Source organism: Actinoplanes sp. CA-051413 (assembly GCF_050955795.1).
In the GTDB taxonomy this organism is placed as follows: domain Bacteria; phylum Actinomycetota; class Actinomycetes; order Mycobacteriales; family Micromonosporaceae; genus Actinoplanes.
The window spans coordinates 3691741-3710241 of the sequence record NZ_CP192100.1; the positions used below are offsets into that span (position 1 = coordinate 3691741).

Here is an 18501-nt window from a genome sequence, read left to right on the forward strand (position 1 = left end):
ATGGCCGACGCCTCCTGTGTAGTCCTGGGTCTCGGCGGCTGCGTCGACTACGAGCTGAAGCTGACCGCCGATGTCCTGGAGCAGGTCGTCGCCGAGCACGGCATCACCGCGGCGGACCTGACGCCGCCCGCGGTGGTGACCAGCGAACGGGACCTCGTGGTGTCGATCCTCGGTTACGTGGCCCGGGGCGGGGGCGGCGAACACTACGTCGCCTCCGCCCCGGCGCTCGAGAGCTTCGCCGCCCGGTTCCCGTACCGGCCGGCGCTGGGCGGGACCTCGGTGCGGGCCGGGATCCTGATGAGCCGGCTGGGCGTGCCGTCGACGCTGCACCTGGTCAGCGTCAACGACACCGTACGGCGGCTGCTGCCCCCGGACAGCGAGTACATCTCCAGCGGCGCCGAGGACACCTTTTACCCGCACCTGATCGTCCAGTACGACCGGGGCCTGCGGATCCGCACCGGTGACCTGGACATCACCGCGCCGTTCCCGAACCGGCTGATCTACGTCAACGATCCGGCCAACGGCGCCATGCTGCTCACCGCCGACCTGGGGGACCGGCTGGGTAAGGCGGAGGTGTTCCTGATCTCGGGGTTCAACGCCATGCGTTCCGCGGCCGAGCTCGATCGCCGGCTCGCCGAGCTGCGCGCGCACATGCGGCAGCTGCCGCCGGCGGCGGTGACCTACTTCGAGGACGCGGCGTACCACGAGCCGGCGTTCAGCCGCCGGGTCCGCGACGCGTTGCTCGACCGGATCGACGTGTACGGGCTGAACGAGGACGAACTGCAGGCGTACCTCGGGCACCCCGTCGATCTGCTCTCGGCGCCGGCGGTGGCGGACGCCCTCACTGCGGTGCACGCGCTCATCCCGGTGCCGGCGCTGGTGCTGCACACCAAGTACTGGGCCCTGGTCCTCGGCTCCCGCGCCGCGGCCTACGCGGACGCCCTCGACACCGGCACACTCATGGCCGCCACCCGCTACTGCCACGGCGACGACTTCACCGACGAGGACGTCGACCGCCTGCGCCGGCAACCGCGGCGACCCGAGTCGGTGGCCTTCGCCGCCGAGCTGAGCCGGCGGATGGGCGACGTGGTCCACTGTGTACCCGGCTTCGCGCTGGATGTCGGGAATCCCACCACCGTCGGGCTCGGCGACACGTTCGTCGGTGGCTTCCTCACCGCGGTCGCCCGGAGGGAGTCCCGATGACCGTCCAGGTCCTGCCGGCCAACCAGCCCGAGACGTTCTACCGCGGCGCCGGGCGGATCGCCGGCTTCCGCAACGGGCCGGCGCTGCCGGATCGGCCCGAGGACTGGGTGGCCTCGGTGACCACGCGCTTCGGGCTGGCCCCGTCCGGCCTGTCCACCCTGCCCGACGGCCGGGTGCTCGCCGAGGCGATCGAGGCCGACCGGTACCACTGGCTCGGGCCGGACCGGGCCGACACCGGGATCCTGGTGAAGCTGCTCGACGCGGGACAGCGGCTGCCGTTGCACGTGCACCCGGACCGCCGCTTCGCGAGCGCGCATCTCGCCTCGCCGTACGGGAAGACCGAAGCCTGGGTGATCGTCTCGGCCCGCCCGGACGCGTATGTCCATCTCGGCTTCGCCCGTGACGTGGCGGCCGAGGAGCTGGCCGGCTGGGTGACCGCGCAGCGGACCGGGCCGATGCTGGCGGCCACCAACCGGATCCCGGTGGCGGCCGGCGACGCCGTGCTGTGTCCCGCCGGGCTGCCGCACGCGATCGGCGACGGCATCCTGCTGGTCGAGATCCAGGAACCGACCGACTTCTCGGTGCTGCTGGAGTACGAGGGCTTCGGTCTGTCCGACGGGCACCTGGGACTCGGCTACGAGCAGGCGTTGCAGTGCGTCGACCGCGGTGCGTGGACGCCGGAACGCCTTGACACGCTGCGGGGCGGCCGGCGGCTGCTGCCCGAGGCCGCGGATGAGTTCTTCTCCGCTCGCCGTCTGCGCGGCGGTGACCGCCTGGAACAGGGCTTCAGCGTGCTGGTCGTGGTGGGCGGCGAGGGCCGGCTGACCGGTGAGAAGGACGATCTGTCGCTGCGGCGGGGGGACACGCTGGTGGTGCCGTACGCCGCCGGCCCGCTCCGGGTGGACGGTCAGGTTGAGGTGATCAGGCTGGCGCCCGCCGCACCGTCACGCGCGTAGCGGCGGGTGTGCAGGATCGCCCATCCGACCAGCGCCGCCGACACGGCCGTCAGCGTGAGGCCGGCGATGGTGGCGGCCTGCTCGAACTGGGCGGTCTGCCGGCCGGTCCAGGCCGAGGCGGCGATGGTGCCGGTGACCGTCGCGGCGAGGATGGTGCCGGTGACCGCGATGCCGGCCCCGGAGGTGACCTCGGAAGCGGTGTCGACCAGGGCCGCGCCGATCGTGGTCCGGTCCTTCGGCAGGCCCCGCAACACGTTGACGCCGGCGACCACGCCGACCACGCGCATTCCGGCCGCCACCAGCACCAGGGCGACTGCGATCCACGCGTACCCGAAGGTGCCCAGCAGGCCGTAGACGCCGAGCCCGGCCACCACCGCCGTGGCGCTGAGCCACGCGGCCCGCTCCAGGCCGACCCGCCGCACGAACGGATCGACGAACGCGCCCCCCGCCACCAGCACGACGACCTGGGGCAGCATCCCGACGGCGGCCATCGCGGGCGACCACCCCCAGTCGAGCTGCAGTTGCAGCGTCACCAGGTAACCGAGGCCGGCGGTCGCCAGCCCGGCCGCCGCTTTGTAGGCCAGGCCGCCGGCGACCAGGGGATGGGCCACGAGTCGCAGGTCGAGCAGCGGGTGCCGCGCCGAACGCTCGCGCAGCACGAAGAGGATCCCGCCCGCGACGGCTACCGCGGTGGCCGTCCACGGTGCCCACGAGCCGCTGCCCTCGTCGACGAAGAGCGTCGGTGCGACCAGCGCGAGCACGATCGTCGCGGTGCCGAGCACCGCCCCGAGCACGTCCATCGGGTCGCGATGGAGATCGGCCGGCTCGTCCGCGGCGATGCCGGTGCGCACGCCGATGACCGCCAGCGCGGCGATCGGCATGTTGACCAGCAGCAGCACCTGCCACGGGGCGATCGCCAGCACCAGGCCGCCGGCCGTCGGGCCGATCGCCAGCCCGATCAGCCCCACGGTCGAGATGAGGGTCATCGCCCGCACCCGCAGGCTGTCCTGCTCGAACAGCCGGAAGGCCAGCGCCATGGATCCCGGTGTCGTCATCGCCGCCGCGACGCCCATCAGCGCTCGCACGACGATCAGCTGCTCCGCGGTGGTGACGAATGCGGTGGCCAGGCTGGCGGCGCCGAGCAGCAGCAGCCCGATGAGCATGATCCGCCGGCGGCCGAACCGGTCGGCTGTCGCGCCGAACAGCAGCATCAGCCCGCCGAACACCACCGCGTACGCGCCCGTCACCCACTGCAGCGCGACGGTCGAGGCGTGCAGCTCGCGGCCGATGGTGGGCAGCGCGACGTTCAGGATCGAGTTGTCCAGCATCTCGAACAGGAACACCGCGGACAGCCCGGCGAGGGCCACCCGGGCCTCTCGCAGAGATCGGGGTGCGGGTGCTGTGATCGTCATGCCGGAACCGTAACGCTAACGGTTAGTGTTTTGCAACGGTTAGCGTTTCGCTGCTAGGCTGCGGTCGTGACCGAGCAGCCCGGACGACGCGAACGCAAGAAGGCCGCCACCCGCAAGGCCATCGCCGACACGGCGCTGCGCATGTTCCTGGATCGCGGCTACGACGCGGTGGGGATCCGGGAGATCGCGGCGGCGGCCGATGTGGCGATCACGACGCTGTTCGCGCACTTCCCGTCCAAGGAGGCGCTGCTCTTCGACGAGGACCCCCAGCGGGAGCAGCGGCTCATCCGGGCGGTGACCGACCGCGAGCCGGGCCGGTCGGTTCCCGACGCGTTGCGCCGGCACCTGCACGAGGCCGTCCGGGAGCTGGCCACGCCCGGCTCGGTGGCCTTCTGGCAGCTCGTCGACAGCTCACCCGCCCTGCGGGAGTACGCGACGACGATGTGGTTGCGCCACGAGGCCGCGCTGGCCACCGCGCTCGCCGCCGACCTCGGCCGGCCGGAGCCGTCGACGCTGTGCCGGGCGTTCGCCCGCTTCGTGCTCGGGGTGCATCCGCTGGCTCGGGAGGCGGCGGATCCGGCGGCCGCGGTCGACGAGATCTTCGACCTCATCACTCCGGGCTGGGACGCCGCTGCCGCCGCCGACCCGCCCCGGGGGACCTGATCGCCGGCGGCGTCGTGCAACCCCCGGTGATCCGGGACGGTCATGGTGAGTGTGAGACCTGACAGAGGGCCGGGCGAGAGCGATCGTGACCGGCAGTTCCACGAATTCGTGGCCGAGCGGCGCGGGCGGCTGCTGCACACCGCCCGGCTGCTCACCGCGGGGGACGCGCATCTGGCCGAAGACCTGGTCCAGACGGCCCTGACCAAGCTGTACGTCTCGTGGTCGGCGTTCCGCCGGGCCGACAACCCCGACGGTTACGTGCGTCGCGTCCTGGTCAACGCCCTGACCGACGAACGCCGGCGGATCTGGCGGCGCTTCGAGCGCAGTGTGCCGGAGCTGCCCGACCGCCCCGGCGGGGACACCGCGGCTCTGGGCGACCCCGAGCTCGCGTACGCGTTGCGGCAACTGCCGCCGCGGATGCGCGCCGCGGTCGTTTTCCGGTTCTTCCACGAGCTGGACGTCGCGGAGACCGCCGAGGCCCTCGGCGTGTCCACCGGGACGGTCAAGAGCCAGACCGCACGAGCGCTGGACAAGTTGCGCGCCACCCTGCATCCCACCCCACAAGGAGCGAAGTGAGCATGGATCTGCACACCAGGCTGGAGTCCTTCGGCGGACCGGTCGACCCGGCCTCGGCGCAGGACATCGCGGCCGACCTCGAGCGTGGCCGCCGTGCCGTGCGCCGCCGCCGTACCGTCCAGGCCGTTGCCGGGTCCGCGTTCGGCGTCGCCGCGCTGGCCGCCGCCTTCACCTTCGTGAACGCCGGGACCGCACCGGATGCCGTACCGGTCCGGGCGCCGGCCGTCGCCGAGACCTCAGCCGGCCGGCTCGCCCTGGTCGACTACCGCGGCCCGCAGCCCCGGAACTTCACCGTCGACAAGGCACCTGACGGCTTCTTCATCCAGAACGACGACGAGGGCGGCCTGACCATCGCGCCCGTCGCGGTCCAGCACCCCGGCCCCGGCGTCGACCCCTCGCAGGACCCGATGTACGACCCGCGGGACCTGACCGGCAAGATCGGTATCTACCTGGAGACCAAGGAATACCGCGGCGAGCTGACCGGCGAGAAGCTCACCGTGGCCGGCCACGAGTCCGTCCTGCACTCGGTCGGCCCGACCCGGCAGCTCGTCATGTCGGTGTCGCCCGAGGTGTACGCCACCGTCCAGGTCGACGTCCCGCTGAGCCGCGAGCAGATCCTCGAGCTCGGCGCCGGGCTGCACGTCCACCGGGAGGCCATCGAGCGCGCCGCGGGGGTCAAGGCGAAGAACGAGAGCGACTGACATCCCGTACGGCATGAGCACCGACCGGGTCGGCAACCGCCGGCCCGGTCCGGTGTCTCACACTGTCGCGGTCACCTTCGGCTGTGCCGCTGCGTCGCTGATCGCCGGGCCGCTGGTACGGCGGGCACGCACGCCGCTGATCAGGCACAGCGCGACGCCGAGGGTGACCCAGGCCGCCAGCACGACGACAGGCCGGGTGGCGCTGTGGCCGTCGAAGAAGGCGGTCGAGCGCAGCAGCTGGCTGCCGGCGCCCGGCGGGAGCAACTGACCGAGGGCGCCGGACCAGCCGGGCAGCATCTCCGGGGCGGTCGCGGTGCCGGAGAGCGGGTTGCCGACGAGCATCATGGTGGCGGCGCCGAGACCCAGCCCGGCCGCACCGAGCAGCGACTCCAGGCCGAGGACCGTCAAGGCGGTGGCCGCGATGGTCAGGCCGATGGCGCCCGCGTTGGCCAGGTAGGCGCCGTCCAGGGAGCCGAGCCAGAACTGCAGGATCGCCGCCATGGCGAGGCCGCCGGTGACCGCGAAGGCGAGCGCGCCGATGACCCGGCGGCCGGTGCCCCGTACCAGGCTGGTGAGCAGGGCCGCGGCGAGCAGGCCGCCGATGACCAGCGGCAGCGCGCCGGAGGTCAGTCCGGCACCGCGTGGGTCGTCGGCGGGCAGCGCGACGATGTCGCGGACGGCCACCGCGGGGGTCTGTCCCTGAGCCTGGGCCTGGGCGAGCGCGGTGGCGATGCCCTGCAGGGTCTGGGCGACCGGGGCGCTCGCGGCGGAGGCGGTGATCACCTGCGGGGTGCCGGTGCTGACGTCGATGGCGCCGTAGACCTCACGGTCGCGGATCAGCCGTTCGGCGGCGGCCGTGGTGTCAACCCGGGTGATCTCGAACGCGTCTGGGAGGCGTTGGTCGAGGGCGGCGCTGACCTGGCCGGCGGCGGCGCTGGGCCCGACGACGGCGATGGGGACGTCGTGCACCGACGACCGCACCGACGGCCAGGCGAAGGCGGTCAGCAGCACGCTGATGATGAAGGTCAGCAGGGCGACCGCCCTGACCACTCGCGTCCACGGTGACTGCGTGGCCATGACTACTCCTTAAAGAGAACGGTTGTTCGCTTTTTTATGGTGCGCGCGGGGCGCCGCCTTGTCAAGAATGAACGTTCGCTTTACTGTCGGCTCATGCCTCGCGTCTCCGAGCAGTACCGCACCAACCGCCGCGCCGAGATCCTCGTCGCGGCGGCCCGGCTCTTCGCCACCAACGGCTTCCACAACACGTCGATGGCCGACATCATCGGCGCGTCCGGGTTGTCGGCCGGCGCGGTCTACCGGTACTTCCGGAGCAAGGAAGAGCTCATCGGGGCCGTGGCGGAGCAGGCGCTGTCGGCCGCCGACGAGGTGTTCGGCGACCTGCTCGCCGACGGCGCCACGCCGTCACCCGACCGCGCCCTGACCGCGATCCTGGAAGCGATCAGCGGCCAGATAGCCGACAACCCGGCCATCGGCGCGGACATCACCCGGATCGGGGTGCAGGTCTGGGCCGAGGCGCTGCGCAACCCCGAGCTGGCCGCCCGCGCGAACTCGGTGTACGAGCGGCTGCGGGGGCACTTCGCCGAGGTCGCCCGCCGCTGGCAGGCCGCGGGTCACCTGGCCGCCGACGCGGTGCCGCAGCAGGTGGGCGCCGCCATGCTGAGCCTGGTGCAGGGCTTCGTGCTGCAACGTCTCCTGGTCAAGGGCACCGACACCGCCGGCTACCTCGCCGGCGTGCGGGCCCTGCTGGCCGCGGCCACGCCCGGTGTCGTCGTGGCCTCATGAATCATCGGGTCGTGGTGCTCGTGCTGGAGGGCGCCAAGCCGCTCGACGTCGGCATCCCCGCGCAGGTGTTCGCCAACCGGCCGACGATGCCGTACCAGGTGTTCGTGTGCGGGGCCGCGCCCGGACCGGTGGCCGGCGGGGACGGGCTGTCGTACCACGTGGCCGAGGGGATCGACGCCTTCGCGCACGCGGACACGATCTTCATCCCGGGCTATCGGCAGCCCGCCACCACCGAACCGCCGGCCGCGGTCGTCGCGGCGCTGCAGGCCGCCCACCGGCGCGGCACCCGGCTCGCGGCGATCTCCACGGGCGCGTTCGCGCTCGCGGCGACCGGCCTGCTGGACGGCAAACGGGCGACCACCCACTGGCACTACACGCGGGCCCTCGCGGAGAAGCACCCCCAGGTACGGGTCGACGAGAACGTGCTGTTCGTGGACGAGGGTGACGTGCTGACCTCGGCCGGCGCGGCGTCCGGCATCGACCTGTGCCTGCACCTGGTACGCCGCGACCACGGGGTCGGACTGTCCAACATTGTGGCCCGGCGGCTGGTCGCGGCGCCGTACCGCAGCGGCGGCCAGGCCCAGTACGTGCCCCGCAGCGTCCCCGAACCGCTCGGCGACGTCTTCGCCGGCACCCGCGAGTGGGCGCTGGCCCGGCTGGACGAGCCGCTCACCCTGGAAGCGCTGGCCCGCAACGCCCGGGTGTCGGCGCGCACCTTCTCCCGGCGGTTCGTGGAGGACACCGGCTACACGCCGATGCAGTGGGTGCTGCGGGCCCGCGTCGACCTCGCCCGCGAACTGCTCGAGGTCACCGGCCTCGGCGTGGAGCAGATCGCCGCCCGGGTCGGTCTCGGCACCGCCGCCAACCTGCGCCTGCACTTCCAGCGCATCCTCGGCACCTCCCCGACGGAGTACCGCAACACGTTCTCTTCCTGATCTTGATGGCGAGATCCTTGCGCATGGTGGCTCCCCAGCCACTGTCGCCCGCACCGGCGGGTCCCCGACGATGAAGCCATGACTCGCATCGCCGTCAATGGCTTCGGACGCATCGGACGCAACACCCTGCGGGCCCTGCTGCAGCGCGACAGCAAGCTCGAGGTGGTGGCGATCAACGATCTCGCCGCCCCGGAGACCCTCGCCCACCTGCTCAAGTACGACAGCGCGCTGGGACGCCTCGGCCGCCCGGTCGAGCTCGACGGCGCCGATCTCACGGTCGACGGCCACCGCATCCGGTTGCACGCCGAACGCGACCCGGCCGCCCTGCCCTGGGCCGACCTCGACGTCGACATCGTGCTGGAGTCCACCGGCCGTTTCACCGCGGCCAAGGCGGCCCGGGCCCACCTCGACGCCGGCGCGCGCCGGGTGCTGGTGAGCGCGCCCTCCGACGGGGCCGACGTCACCCTCGCCTTCGGCGTGAACACCGGTGCGTACGACCCGGATCGGCACCTGATCGTCTCCAACGCGTCCTGCACCACCAACGCGCTGGCCCCGCTGGCCTCGGTGCTGGACGACCTGGCCGTCATCGAGCACGGCTTCATGACGACCGTGCACGCGTACACGCAGGAGCAGAACCTGCAGGACGGGCCGCACCGCGATCTGCGCCGGGCCCGGGCGGCGGCGGTGAACATCGCCCCAACGACGACCGGTGCCGCCAAGGCGATCGGCAAGGTTCTGCCCCGACTGGACGGCAAGCTCACCGGCGACTCGATCCGGGTGCCGGTGCCGGTGGGCTCGCTGGTGGAGCTCAACACCACGGTCGAGCGGGCGGTGAGCCGCAACGAGGTGCTGGCGGCGTACCGGGCCGCGGCCGGCGGCGCGCTGCACGGTGTCCTGGAGTACACCGACGACCCGCTGGTCTCCAGCGACATCACCGGCAATCCGGCCTCGGCGGTCTTCGACGCCGCTTTGACCCGCGTGGACGGCCGGCACGTCAAGGTGGTGGCCTGGTACGACAACGAGTGGGGTTTCGCCAACCGCGTCATCGACACGCTTGAGCTGATGGCCGGGGCGTCGCGCTAGTCCTGCGGCTCAGGCTTGCGGCACCTTCCTACACTTCCTCCTTTGTGGACCGCTCCGGCGGTCCCACGGGGGACGAGAGGAAGTTCAGATGAACAGCAGCATCCGTCGCACGCTCGTGGCGGCTTTCCTCGGCGCGACTACCGCGCTGACCGGCGTGAGCGCGGCCGTGGCCGCACCGGCCGCCCGCACCGCGCCGCTGGCGATCACCGCCACCGACCTGGTCTACGGCCAGCCGGACCTCTCCGGCGTGCGCACCGGCACCAACACGGTGAGCATCACCAACCGCAGCAACGACACCATCCCGGCGCCTCTGCTCACCCTGCCCTACTCAAGCCTGCTCAACATCGACCACGGCGCCCTGAACGGGTGCCCGCAGGCCCAGCTGAGCGGGGGGACGTTCCGCTGTTGGGCGTACCCGCTGGCGCCGGGCGAGACCCGGGACTTCGAGCTCGGCTGGCTGACCAGCGACCGCGGCCCGGGCGCCACGGTGCCGGTCAAGGTCGAGGTCGCCCGTGAGGTCGGTGGGGCGCCGGTTCCGCGTACCGCGGCCAGGACCAGCTGGCGGGTGTCGTTCGCGCCGCTCACCGGCACCTTCGACATCACGGCCACCGAGCTGCGGCTCGCCCAGGAGGCCGACGGCGTGTGGCGCGGCACCGTGGGGGTCACGGTGACCAACATCAGTGCCGAGCCGGTGCCGTACCCGGTGGTGCGTTTCTTCACCCCGAGTGAGGAGACGCAGGCCTGGACCGACTGCGTGTCGGTGCTGGCCGGACCGGAGGTCCCGGCCTGCCTGCTCGCGCCGCTGGCCGCGGGGGAGACCCGTCAGGTGTCGCTGGTCTGGGCGTCGCCGTGGGGCCAGCCGGGAGTCGACCCGACCGTGCGGGTCGACGCGGCCCCGGACGCGACCGGCACCGCCGTCATCGAGGGCACCGGCGCGGGCACCGAGGTCCGCGTCGTCCCGGTGAGCTGACCGGCCGGCCGGGTGGTCCTGTCCGACGGGGACGGGACCACCCGGTCGTAGCTAGGGCGCGGGGACCAACGGGGGTGCGGCGCACGTGGCGCCTCGGGGCGGCACCACGAGGTCGATCAGATACCGGTCGACCACCGCCCCGGTGCACGGCGTCGTCCGGTACGCGCCGTGGCCCCAGCCCTCGTAGGTGACCAGCCGGCCGTGCCGGCCCAGCTGCGCGGCGACGTGGGTGGCCCATTCGTAGCCGGTGCGCGGATCGTGCCGGGCGTTGAGCAGCAGCAGCGGCGTCCTGGTGTGGACCCGCGGCACGTGGATCGGGTTGCGGACCGGCGTCGGCCAGCCCAGGCACGTCCCCACGGCGAGCAGGCCCGCGCCGTAGCGCACGTCGGGTGCCACGGTCCGGGCCGCCCTGACCAGATCGGCGTACTCGTCATAGTCGCGGAGCGGCACCGGCCAGTCGTTGCAGAACACGGCGGTGCTGATCGGCGGGATGGCGGCCGGCACCGGGGTGCCGGCGGCCAGCGACTGCACCGCCCCGGCGAAGCCGGGCCAGTCCGGGCGGGCCAGGGCGCCGACCGGGATCGCGGCGATGTCGAAGCTGGTGTACGGCGCGTACTCGTCGCGGTCGGCCCGGGCCAGCACGTCGGCCCAGATTCCGCGTACGTCCTTGCCGTGCAGCACGCAAGCGGTGCTCGCGTCGCACCACGCGACGAATTCGTCGAACGAGTCCTGCGCCGCGATCGCCGAGGTACGCACGAATTCCCGTACGCCGAGGCTGTGGTCGAACACGCTCTCCAGCACGACGGCCCGGACCCGGCCGGGATACCGCTCGGCGTACTGCGCGCCGAGCAGGGTGCCGTACGAGCTGCCGTGGAAGGTCAGCTTCGGCTCGCCCAGCGCTCGGCGCAGGGCCTCCAGGTCGCGAACGGTGCTGAGCGTGTCCGCGTGGTCGAACACCGGGCTGGTCGGGCGGCAGGCGTCCCACAGCGCCCGGTTGTAGGCGGTCAACGTGTCGAAGTCGCGTTGGCTGTTCAGCAGCATCGGCGGCTTGGGGGCAGCGGGGTCGGGAACGCAGCTCGGTGCACCGCTGCGGGCCACGCCGCGCGGGTCGAAGCTCACGGTGTCGAACTTGTCGAGGATCTCCTGGCTGAACCGGTTGCCCTGACGGATCCGGCTCACGCCCGAGTCGCCCGGCCCGCCGGGGCCGAACACGAGAGTGCCGACCCGCTGCTCGGCCTTACGGGCCGGGCGGCGGGCCACCCACAGGTCGAACGTCGCCCCGTGCGGCTGCGCCCAGTCGACCGGCAGGCGCAGCGTCGCGCACCGTACCGGATCGTCCGGCTTGAGCGGCACCTCCTTGATGTCGTCCGGGCAGGTCTGCCAGGCGAGCGCCGGTGCCGGCCGCCCGGCGGCGGCCGGTGGAGCGAGCGCGAACGCGGCGGCCAGGGCGGCGGCGACGGTGCCGGCCACGGCTCGTACGGTGATGCTGCGGGTCATCGCACTTCCCTTCGATGGACCCACAGCATCGACGCGTGTCGACAGTGGTCGGTATCCGGGAACACCCTGAGACGGCCCTGAACCGTCCTCAGTCGAGGCAGAACTCGTTGCCCTCGGGATCGGCCATCACGATGAAGCCGAAACTCATCGGGGGCTCGGGCTCGGAGCGGCTCACCCGCCGGGCGCCGAGCGCGACGAGCCGGTCGCACTCGGCCTCCAACGCCGTCATCCGCTCCTCGCCCTGCAGACCCGGGGCGGCCCGGACGTCCAGATGGACGCGGTTCTTGGCGACCTTGTCCTCGGGCACCTGCTGGAAGAACAGCCGCGGCCCGCGCCCCTGCGGGTCCTCGATGGCCGACCGCGTGTTGCGCTCCTCCTTCGGCACGCCGACGCGCTCGAGGAACTCCTCCCAGGCCGCGAGCGGGTCGGCGCCCTCGGGCAGCTCGACGCCGGGCGGGCCGGGGTGGACGTAGCCGAGCGCGTCGCGCCAGAAGGACGACAGCGCCGCCGGGTCGTGGGCGTCGAAGGTCACCTGGATCTCGCGGCTCATCGGGTAGCTCCGTTCTCGGTGGTGGTCGTGTGCAGATACAGGTCGCGCAGCAGGCAGACCTCGGACAGATGGTGGATCAGCTCGCGGTGGATGTGCAGCACCAGGTCGGCCATGCTCGCCTCCGGGTACGGCTCCTTCGCGCCGACCTTGGTCCGCAGCCCGGTCTCGCCGAGCTCGCGGACACCGGTCAGCCAGACGCCGAGCTGGGTCTCGAGCTGGTCGAGTGCGGTGCGCGCGTCGCCGGCGTACTCCCAGGACTCGTACGACGCGGGCGGCGCGCCGAAGTGCGCAGCGTTGCGGGCGGCCAGCACGCCGACGATGACATGACCGAGCCGCCAGGCGATCGTGGTGAACGCGGCGGGCACCGGCTCCGGGAACGCGTAGTCGATCGTGAAAGCCCCGGCGCCGACCTGCACGGGCGCCGTCGAGCTGCCGCGGGGCCGCACGCTCCAGGCGTTCGCTACCGGAGACCAGAAATACTCGTCGTCGGTGAGGCCGTCGAGCCGGGCGCGGAGCTGATGCTCCCAGTGGTGCTCCCACTGCCCCCGCAACGTCGAGTTCCAGTCGAGTTCGTCTGGTTCCATGCCACCCACCCTGCCACCCATGGCGGACAGTATCGGTCCGCTATCTCTGACAAAGTGGGGCCATGGATCCGATGGGCGGCGAGCGCGGCACGACCGAACGCGTGCTCACCCTGCTCGGCCTGCTGCAACAGCGCCAGGTGTGGACCGGCCCCGAACTCGCCGACCGCCTCGGGGTCACCCCGCGCACGGTGCGCCGCGACGTCGAACGGCTCCGCACGCTGGGCTATCCCGTGCACGCCAGCCAGGGCGTCGGCGGCGGCTACCAGCTCGGCCCCGGACAGCACCTGCCGCCACTGCTGCTCGACGACGAGGAGGCCATCGCCACCGCCGTCTCCCTGCTCGCCGGTGCGGGCGGTGAGGTCGCCGGGGCCGGGGAAGCCGCACTGCGGGCGCTGACCAAGCTCGACCAGGTGCTGCCCCTGCGGCTGCGGCACGACGTCCGCGCGCTCGCCGGCTCGGTGGAGTCCTTCGGCGGTGGCCGTACCCCGGTCGACCCGGACGTGCTCATGACGCTGGCCCGGGCCTGCCGCGACCAGGTCGAGGCCGGCTTCGGCTACCCGTCCGGCAACGAGGTACGCCGGCGACGCGTCGAGCCGTACCGCCTGGTCGCCTCGGACCGCCGCTGGTACCTGTTCGCCTACGACCTGGACCGCGACGACTGGCGCAGCTTCCGCGCCGACCGGATGACCGAGGTGGCCGCCCGCACCTGGCACTTCCGCCCGCGCCCGGCCCCCGACGCGGCGACGCACGTGCAGGAGGGCGTGGCGAGCCGGGTCTACCAGCACCAGGCCCGGTTTCTGGTGCACGCGCCGGCCGACACCGTCCGCGCGCAGGTCCCGGCGTCCGCGGCCGTGGTCCGGCCGCGCGGGAGCAAGCGCTGCGAGGTGCTCAGCGGGGCCGGGAGCCTGGACTACGTCCTCATGCACATGGTCCTGCTGGGCCACGACTTCGAGGTGCTCGACCCACCGGAGCTCGTGGGACGCTGCCGCGCGCTGGCCGAACGCCTGCTCTCCGCCGCCGCAGCCGCGGAGTAGCCCTCGATCAGTGCTGCCCCAGCTCGCCGCGGAGCCGTTCCATCTTCTTGTCGAGGTTGCCGGCCACCGTCGCGGCCTCATGCAGCTCCTCGACCAGGCCGGCCGGGATGTCACCGCGGTACTTGTAGTGGATCTTGTGTTCCAGCCCGGCCCAGAAGTCCATCGCCGCGGTCCGGATCTGCACCTCGACCGGGACCAGCTCGACCCGGTCGGAGAGGAACACCGGGATCTCGAGGATCAGGTGCAGGCTCTGGTAGCCGTTGGGCTTCGGGTGCCGGATGTAGTCCCGGGTCCGGAGAACCTTCACATCGGGCTGACGGGTGAGCATGTCCGCGACGCTGTAGACGTCGGAGATGAAACTGCAGGTGATCCGCACCCCGGCGATGTCGAGCAGGTGCTCACGGATGCTCGCGGGCTCCGGGCCGTACCCCTTGCGCAGCACCTTCTCGGCGATGCTGCCCGGCGACTTGAGCCGCGACTTGACGTGCTCGATGGGATTGAAATCGTGCGTGAAGGTGAACTCCTCCCGCAGGATGCCGATCTTGGTGAGCACCTCGTCGAGGCCGAACTTGTAGGTCATCATGAACGCGGTGAGGTCACCCACCGCGGTGCCCAGCTCGGCACCCCGCTCGAAGGGATTGGCCCGCGGCTCGCGCCGCACCGGTCGCTGGGTGAGCTGGTCTGCCTCGATCATGCTTCATGGTTGCCCGCGGCCGCGTCCCGGCACATCCACCAGCGGCAGGCTTTCACCCCGGCCGCCGTACACCAGCCGCGGTATGGACCGCCGGCGCTGCCGGCGTGGGTGCGGGGGGCCACTGGGTACGTTGTCGGCTTCGTCGAGACGAGCAGCAACATGGCCAAGGACCTGTGAAAGAGGGCGTTCAGTCCGGGACGGCCACCAGCACACCGGACGGCGGCGGCAGCTCGGTGAGACCTGTGCATTTCCAGCCGGTCTCGGTCAGCCAGCCGACCACCTCGTCGACCTGGTAGAGGTCACCGCCGCTGATGATGAGGAACTCGCCGGCGCCGAAGCGGGCCGACGGGTGCGGTGCCTGGTCGGTGCGCCACCAGTCGACGAGCAGCAGCGTGGCCTCGGGTGCGGCGGCAGCGCGCAGGCGCCGGAACAGCTCGGTGATCCGGTCCGGGGGCAGCAGGTGCACGAGGTTCGCGACCAGGATGACGTCGTGCCCGGGTGGCAACGGCGACTCGAAGATGTCGGCGCCGATCGCGGTCAGGCGGGGGATCGCCTGACCGGCGACCGCCGCGGCCACCTCGGGCAGGTCGATCAGGGTGACGCTCAGATTCTCGTACGCGGACAGAATCGGCCGCGCGAACGTGCCGTAGCCGCCGCCCACGTCGAGCAACCGCCGGTGCCGGCCGAAGTCGTACGTGCGGGCCAGGTCGGCCGCGGTCTCGGCGGTGACGAGCGCGACCGTCGACTCGTACGCCTCGGTCTGGGCCTCGTCGAGCACCGGCCGCACGCCGCGCCGGCTGCGGAACGCCTCGATCGCGTTGCCCCAGGCCGGATAGCTCACCGTCGCCCAGTAGCGGGCCATCGGCCGCAGGTCGGCCGGCCCGCGTCCGGTGAGGAACGCCTCGGCGTCCGGCGCTGTGCGGAAGGCGGCTCCGTCACGCTCCAGCAGGCCGGCGTCGGCGAGCAGGTCGGCCATCGCCCGCGCGCTGCGTTCCGGGATGTCGCAGCGTTCGGCCAGCTGGGCCGGGGTGGCGGGCTCGGGCCCGGCCGCGGTGAACAGGCCGGTCTCCACGGCCGCGAACAACGTCTGGGAGATCATGTAGCCGCAGTACAGGTCGATGATGCGCGCCGGGCCGGGCGGACCGTCCGGCGACTCGAACACTCGGGACATCGCGGCACCTCCTCGCGTTCCGGTCCACATTGTCGCCCATCGATGGGATTCCGTGGGGCCGCTTCGCGCGGGACAGAATCCGGCCCGGGACGGTGGCGTCCCGGGCCGGAGTGGTGCGGTGCTGCTGATCAGCCGAAGTTCACGTCACTGCACCACATGTAGGCCTGGTCGAGGTGCGAGGCCTGCCAGATGACGAACAGGACGTGGTGTCCGGTGTAGCCGGAGGTCGAGATGTTGAACGTGATGTTCTGCGCCGGGGCGTACCGTCCGGTCTGCGTGATGAAGTCGAGGTTGCCCCACCCGAGGCTCTGGGTGGCCGGGTTGAACCCGTTCTTGCTCACGTAGACGCGGAAGAAGTCGGCGCCGTGGCTGGCCTGGTCGTACAGCTTGACCGTGAAGTTGTTGCTAACCCGGGTCTGCTTCCAGGCCCCGGGCGTGTTCAGGCTGTTGTTCCTGGTGAGGCCATTGCTGCACAGCTGGCCGTCGGGCGTACGGGCCTGGTACTGCCCGCCGAGGCCGTCCCGCAGCGCGCTCATCCAGTTCCACATGGTGTCGGAATTGGCCTGGAAGGCCTGCCAGCACATGGGGTCCTGCTGCTGCATGGCCGGGTCGGTGTGGTGGGTGCCCCAGGACTGCCAGCACTGGTAGGCCCGGGACGCCGGGTCGACGATCGTGCCGTGGGCCTGCGCCGCGCCGGCCCAGGGCAGCATGCCGGCCATGATGGCGAGGAGCAGGACGAGTGCCCGGAGAGGCTGGCGGACGGCTGGGGAGGATCGCCTGCCGGATTGCCCGAGCTGGGGGGAACTCATGGATCATCTCCGTTCATCGACGTGAGGTTCCATATGGGAGCGCTCCCAAGTATGACATCGAGCAAGATGAATTTCAATGATTGGTCAGTATTGGTGGGATTGTGTGATGAGTTGACGGCAGTCGGGGCTCAGTGCCGGAAGCTGCCCACGATGCTGGTCAGCTCGCTGGCCAGGCGGGTCAGATCCGTCGCGGCCTGCTGCGTGGTCCGGGCGCCGTCGGCGGTGGAGGACGCGACATCGGCCACCCCGGAGACGGTACGGGCGACGTCGCTGCTGCTGGTCGCCGCCTCGGCCACCGAGCGGCTCATCTCCTGGGTGGTGGCGGTCTGCTCCTCCACCGCGGAGGCGATCGTGGTGGTGTAGTCGCCGATCTGGGTGATGACCTCGGTGATCTCCCCGATGGCGGCGGCCGCGGACCCGCTGGAGGCCTGGATGTTGCTGATCCGGCCGGTGATCTCCTCGGTGGCCTTGGCGGTCTGCTGGGCCAGCTCCTTGACCTCGCCGGCGACCACCGCGAAACCCTTGCCGAGCTCCCCGGCCCGGGCGGCCTCGATGGTGGCGTTGAGCGCCAGCAGGTTGGTCTGCTCGGCGATGCTGGTGATCAGCCGGACCACGTCGCCGATCTCGGCGCTGGCCGTGCCCAGCTCGGCCACCTGGGCGGTGGTGCGCTCGGCGACGCTGCGGCCTTCCTGGGCCACCTGCGCGGCCTGGCCGGCGTTGGCGGCGATCTCGGTGATCGACGCGTTCATCTGCTCGGCGCCGGCGGCCATCGTCTGCACCCCGGCGTTGACCTCTTCGCTGGCCTGGGTGGCCGAGGTGGCCCGCGCCGCCACGTCGGAGGCACCGGACTGCAACTGGGTGCTGACCGCGGACAGCTCCTCCGCGGCGGCGGCGAGGCTGACGGCGGTCTGGGACATCCGGCCGCCGATGATCTCCCGTAGCGAGGAGGTGGTGGCGTTCAGCGCGGCGCCGAGCCGGCCCACCTCGTCGCGGCTGTCGACGTCGGCCACCGCGGTGAGATCGCCCTGCTGCACCTGCTGCAGCGTGTTCACGACCCGCCCCAGCGGCCGGCTGATCGAGCGGGCCACGAACATGCCGGCCGCGACGGCCAGCAGGATCCCGGCCGCGAGCACGACGATCAGCATGGTCCGGGCGTTGCGGAACGTCGACTCCGCCGCGGCGGCCGCGGCGGTGGCCTGGGCCGTCTCGGCGTCGTCGAGCGCCGTCAGCGCCTCGCTGACCTTGTCGAACGCCGGGTCGAAGCTCTCCTTCTCCGCCCGGGCGGCCTCGGCGACCTTGAGATCACGGCTCAGCGGCAGCAGCCCGGCGTCGGCGACCTCGTACATGGCGGCCAGCGCGGCCTCGAACTGCTGCCGGGCGGTCTGCTCCTGCGGGGTGCCGGCCTCGGCGGTGTAGCTCTGCCACAGCTCGCCGATCTCCGCGCGGAACGCGGTCAGGCCCTGTTCGCTCTGCTGCTTGTCGGCGGCGTTGGCGGCGACCACATGCTGCAGGACGGTCGCCCGGAACTCGTTCACGGCACCATCGATGTCGGCCAGCGCGGCGACGGGCAGCAGGTTGCGCTCGTAGATGCCGCCGCCCTCCTCGTCGATCGCGGCGAGTTTGACGATCCCGAGGCCGCCGGCCACCGCGGCGGCCAGCGCGGCCACGAACACCGCGCACAGGACCTTGACGGTGACCGGCAGGTCACCCCACATCCGCCGACGCGAACGGCCACCTGTCGGGTCGGTACTCGACATCCCCGGCCTCACCCTCACATCCCGGCCGCCCGGGCGGGCGGCAACCGAACGGCAACCTCACCACCCCCTTCGGCAGCCGCCCGCCACTCCTGAGTGCCGCCCG

The 18501-nt window shown here is 72.2% G+C and carries 20 protein-coding genes; 11 read left to right on the forward strand and 9 right to left on the reverse strand.

What is annotated here, in order from left to right:
• Complete coding sequence (locus ACQP2Y_RS17190) at positions 1-1203, forward strand: ADP-dependent glucokinase/phosphofructokinase (protein WP_433729341.1); 1203 nt, start codon at positions 1-3, stop codon at positions 1201-1203.
• The gene (locus tag ACQP2Y_RS17195; protein WP_433729343.1) at positions 1200-2159 is read left to right on the forward strand and encodes a class I mannose-6-phosphate isomerase; all 960 of its coding nucleotides are present in this window, start codon (positions 1200-1202) and stop codon (positions 2157-2159) included. The genes ACQP2Y_RS17190 and ACQP2Y_RS17195 overlap by 4 nt, the downstream gene beginning before the upstream one ends.
• Here the strand turns inward: ACQP2Y_RS17195 and ACQP2Y_RS17200 are convergent.
• Positions 2111-3571 (reverse strand): MFS transporter, encoded by a 1461-nt coding sequence (locus tag ACQP2Y_RS17200; RefSeq protein WP_433729345.1) that lies wholly within the window; start codon positions 3569-3571, stop codon positions 2111-2113. The genes ACQP2Y_RS17195 and ACQP2Y_RS17200 overlap by 49 nt on opposite strands.
• Before the next feature lie 66 nt (positions 3572-3637).
• Between ACQP2Y_RS17200 and ACQP2Y_RS17205 the strand changes: the two genes are divergently transcribed.
• From ACQP2Y_RS17205 to ACQP2Y_RS17215, 3 genes are read left to right on the forward strand one after another with little or no spacing between them, the layout of a single operon-like run.
• Positions 3638-4234 (forward strand): TetR/AcrR family transcriptional regulator, encoded by a 597-nt coding sequence (locus ACQP2Y_RS17205; RefSeq protein WP_433729347.1) that lies wholly within the window; start codon positions 3638-3640, stop codon positions 4232-4234.
• A 51-nt stretch (positions 4235-4285) separates the two neighbouring features.
• A complete protein-coding gene (locus tag ACQP2Y_RS17210; protein WP_433729349.1) occupies positions 4286-4810 on the forward strand; it encodes a SigE family RNA polymerase sigma factor in 525 nt (174 codons plus the stop codon).
• A 2-nt stretch (positions 4811-4812) separates the two neighbouring features.
• Positions 4813-5511, forward strand: a complete 699-nt coding sequence (locus ACQP2Y_RS17215; RefSeq protein ID WP_433729351.1) for a hypothetical protein — start codon at positions 4813-4815, stop codon at positions 5509-5511.
• 57 nt (positions 5512-5568) lie between these two features.
• Here ACQP2Y_RS17215 and ACQP2Y_RS17220 read toward each other — a convergent pair whose 3' ends face one another.
• Positions 5569-6588 carry an ABC transporter permease gene (locus ACQP2Y_RS17220; RefSeq protein WP_433729353.1) on the reverse strand — a complete coding sequence of 340 codons (1020 nt, stop codon included), beginning with the start codon at positions 6586-6588 and terminating at the stop codon, positions 5569-5571.
• Positions 6589-6681: 93 nt separating this feature from the next.
• Here ACQP2Y_RS17220 and ACQP2Y_RS17225 point away from each other — a divergent pair, with 93 nt between their 5' ends.
• From ACQP2Y_RS17225 to ACQP2Y_RS17240, 4 genes are all read left to right on the forward strand, one after another.
• Positions 6682-7314: a TetR/AcrR family transcriptional regulator gene (locus ACQP2Y_RS17225; protein ID WP_433729355.1), complete on the forward strand. Its 633-nt coding sequence runs from the start codon at positions 6682-6684 to the stop codon at positions 7312-7314.
• Positions 7311-8249 (forward strand): GlxA family transcriptional regulator, encoded by a 939-nt coding sequence (locus ACQP2Y_RS17230; protein ID WP_433729357.1) that lies wholly within the window; start codon positions 7311-7313, stop codon positions 8247-8249. The genes ACQP2Y_RS17225 and ACQP2Y_RS17230 overlap by 4 nt, the downstream gene beginning before the upstream one ends.
• 78 nt (positions 8250-8327) lie before the next feature.
• Entirely contained in the window at positions 8328-9332 is a 1005-nt protein-coding gene (gene gap / locus ACQP2Y_RS17235) for a type I glyceraldehyde-3-phosphate dehydrogenase (RefSeq protein WP_433729359.1), read from the forward strand.
• An 88-nt stretch (positions 9333-9420) separates the two neighbouring features.
• Positions 9421-10302 (forward strand): hypothetical protein, encoded by an 882-nt coding sequence (locus ACQP2Y_RS17240; RefSeq protein ID WP_433729361.1) that lies wholly within the window; start codon positions 9421-9423, stop codon positions 10300-10302.
• A gap of 51 nt (positions 10303-10353) precedes the next feature.
• On the opposite strand, the gene ACQP2Y_RS17245 is transcribed toward ACQP2Y_RS17240, so the two are convergent.
• The 3 genes from ACQP2Y_RS17245 to ACQP2Y_RS17255 all read right to left on the reverse strand — a co-directional run bounded on the left by ACQP2Y_RS17245 (position 10354) and on the right by ACQP2Y_RS17255 (position 12933).
• Positions 10354-11799, reverse strand: coding sequence for an alpha/beta hydrolase (locus ACQP2Y_RS17245; RefSeq protein WP_433729363.1), 1446 nt, complete (start codon positions 11797-11799; stop codon positions 10354-10356).
• An 88-nt stretch (positions 11800-11887) separates the two neighbouring features.
• Positions 11888-12349, reverse strand: coding sequence for a VOC family protein (locus ACQP2Y_RS17250; RefSeq protein ID WP_433729365.1), 462 nt, complete (start codon positions 12347-12349; stop codon positions 11888-11890).
• Positions 12346-12933: a DinB family protein gene (locus tag ACQP2Y_RS17255; RefSeq protein WP_433729367.1), complete on the reverse strand. Its 588-nt coding sequence runs from the start codon at positions 12931-12933 to the stop codon at positions 12346-12348. The genes ACQP2Y_RS17250 and ACQP2Y_RS17255 overlap by 4 nt, the downstream gene beginning before the upstream one ends.
• 62 nt (positions 12934-12995) lie before the next feature.
• On the opposite strand from ACQP2Y_RS17255, the gene ACQP2Y_RS17260 reads away from it, so the two are divergent.
• The gene (locus ACQP2Y_RS17260) at positions 12996-13967 is read left to right on the forward strand and encodes a helix-turn-helix transcriptional regulator (RefSeq protein WP_433729369.1); all 972 of its coding nucleotides are present in this window, start codon (positions 12996-12998) and stop codon (positions 13965-13967) included.
• Between the two features lie 7 nt (positions 13968-13974).
• On the opposite strand, the gene ACQP2Y_RS17265 is transcribed toward ACQP2Y_RS17260, so the two are convergent.
• Positions 13975-14661, reverse strand: coding sequence for a GTP pyrophosphokinase (locus ACQP2Y_RS17265; RefSeq protein ID WP_433729371.1), 687 nt, complete (start codon positions 14659-14661; stop codon positions 13975-13977).
• Positions 14662-14670: 9 nt separating this feature from the next.
• Between ACQP2Y_RS17265 and ACQP2Y_RS17270 the strand changes: the two genes are divergently transcribed.
• A complete protein-coding gene (locus tag ACQP2Y_RS17270; protein WP_433729373.1) occupies positions 14671-14838 on the forward strand; it encodes a hypothetical protein in 168 nt (55 codons plus the stop codon).
• Positions 14839-14848: 10 nt separating this feature from the next.
• Here ACQP2Y_RS17270 and ACQP2Y_RS17275 read toward each other — a convergent pair whose 3' ends face one another.
• From ACQP2Y_RS17275 to ACQP2Y_RS17285, 3 genes are all read right to left on the reverse strand, one after another.
• Positions 14849-15832: a methyltransferase gene (locus ACQP2Y_RS17275; RefSeq protein WP_433729375.1), complete on the reverse strand. Its 984-nt coding sequence runs from the start codon at positions 15830-15832 to the stop codon at positions 14849-14851.
• A 128-nt stretch (positions 15833-15960) separates the two neighbouring features.
• The gene (locus ACQP2Y_RS17280) at positions 15961-16542 is read right to left on the reverse strand and encodes a lytic polysaccharide monooxygenase auxiliary activity family 9 protein (RefSeq protein ID WP_433729377.1); all 582 of its coding nucleotides are present in this window, start codon (positions 16540-16542) and stop codon (positions 15961-15963) included.
• A gap of 227 nt (positions 16543-16769) precedes the next feature.
• Positions 16770-18398 (reverse strand): methyl-accepting chemotaxis protein, encoded by a 1629-nt coding sequence (locus tag ACQP2Y_RS17285; RefSeq protein ID WP_433729379.1) that lies wholly within the window; start codon positions 18396-18398, stop codon positions 16770-16772.
• Between the last annotated feature and the right edge of the window lie 103 nt (positions 18399-18501).

What these genes read in the sequence shown, in the direction of transcription:
- ACQP2Y_RS17190 (WP_433729341.1), top strand. Translation starts at nt 1, where the DNA reads ATGGCCGACGCCTCCTGTGTAGTCCTGGGTCTCGGCGGCTGCGTCGAC.
- ACQP2Y_RS17195 (WP_433729343.1), top strand. Translation starts at nt 1,200, where the DNA reads ATGACCGTCCAGGTCCTGCCGGCCAACCAGCCCGAGACGTTCTACCGC.
- ACQP2Y_RS17200 (WP_433729345.1), bottom strand. Translation starts at nt 3,571, where the DNA reads ATGACGATCACAGCACCCGCACCCCGATCTCTGCGAGAGGCCCGGGTG.
- ACQP2Y_RS17215 (WP_433729351.1), top strand. Translation starts at nt 4,813, where the DNA reads ATGGATCTGCACACCAGGCTGGAGTCCTTCGGCGGACCGGTCGACCCG.
- ACQP2Y_RS17220 (WP_433729353.1), bottom strand. Translation starts at nt 6,588, where the DNA reads ATGGCCACGCAGTCACCGTGGACGCGAGTGGTCAGGGCGGTCGCCCTG.
- ACQP2Y_RS17225 (WP_433729355.1), top strand. Translation starts at nt 6,682, where the DNA reads ATGCCTCGCGTCTCCGAGCAGTACCGCACCAACCGCCGCGCCGAGATC.
- ACQP2Y_RS17230 (WP_433729357.1), top strand. Translation starts at nt 7,311, where the DNA reads ATGAATCATCGGGTCGTGGTGCTCGTGCTGGAGGGCGCCAAGCCGCTC.
- gap (WP_433729359.1), top strand. Translation starts at nt 8,328, where the DNA reads ATGACTCGCATCGCCGTCAATGGCTTCGGACGCATCGGACGCAACACC.
- ACQP2Y_RS17240 (WP_433729361.1), top strand. Translation starts at nt 9,421, where the DNA reads ATGAACAGCAGCATCCGTCGCACGCTCGTGGCGGCTTTCCTCGGCGCG.
- ACQP2Y_RS17245 (WP_433729363.1), bottom strand. Translation starts at nt 11,799, where the DNA reads ATGACCCGCAGCATCACCGTACGAGCCGTGGCCGGCACCGTCGCCGCC.
- ACQP2Y_RS17250 (WP_433729365.1), bottom strand. Translation starts at nt 12,349, where the DNA reads ATGAGCCGCGAGATCCAGGTGACCTTCGACGCCCACGACCCGGCGGCG.
- ACQP2Y_RS17255 (WP_433729367.1), bottom strand. Translation starts at nt 12,933, where the DNA reads ATGGAACCAGACGAACTCGACTGGAACTCGACGTTGCGGGGGCAGTGG.
- ACQP2Y_RS17260 (WP_433729369.1), top strand. Translation starts at nt 12,996, where the DNA reads ATGGATCCGATGGGCGGCGAGCGCGGCACGACCGAACGCGTGCTCACC.
- ACQP2Y_RS17265 (WP_433729371.1), bottom strand. Translation starts at nt 14,661, where the DNA reads ATGATCGAGGCAGACCAGCTCACCCAGCGACCGGTGCGGCGCGAGCCG.
- ACQP2Y_RS17275 (WP_433729375.1), bottom strand. Translation starts at nt 15,832, where the DNA reads ATGTCCCGAGTGTTCGAGTCGCCGGACGGTCCGCCCGGCCCGGCGCGC.
- ACQP2Y_RS17280 (WP_433729377.1), bottom strand. Translation starts at nt 16,542, where the DNA reads ATGCTGCCCTGGGCCGGCGCGGCGCAGGCCCACGGCACGATCGTCGAC.
- ACQP2Y_RS17285 (WP_433729379.1), bottom strand. Translation starts at nt 18,398, where the DNA reads ATGTCGAGTACCGACCCGACAGGTGGCCGTTCGCGTCGGCGGATGTGG.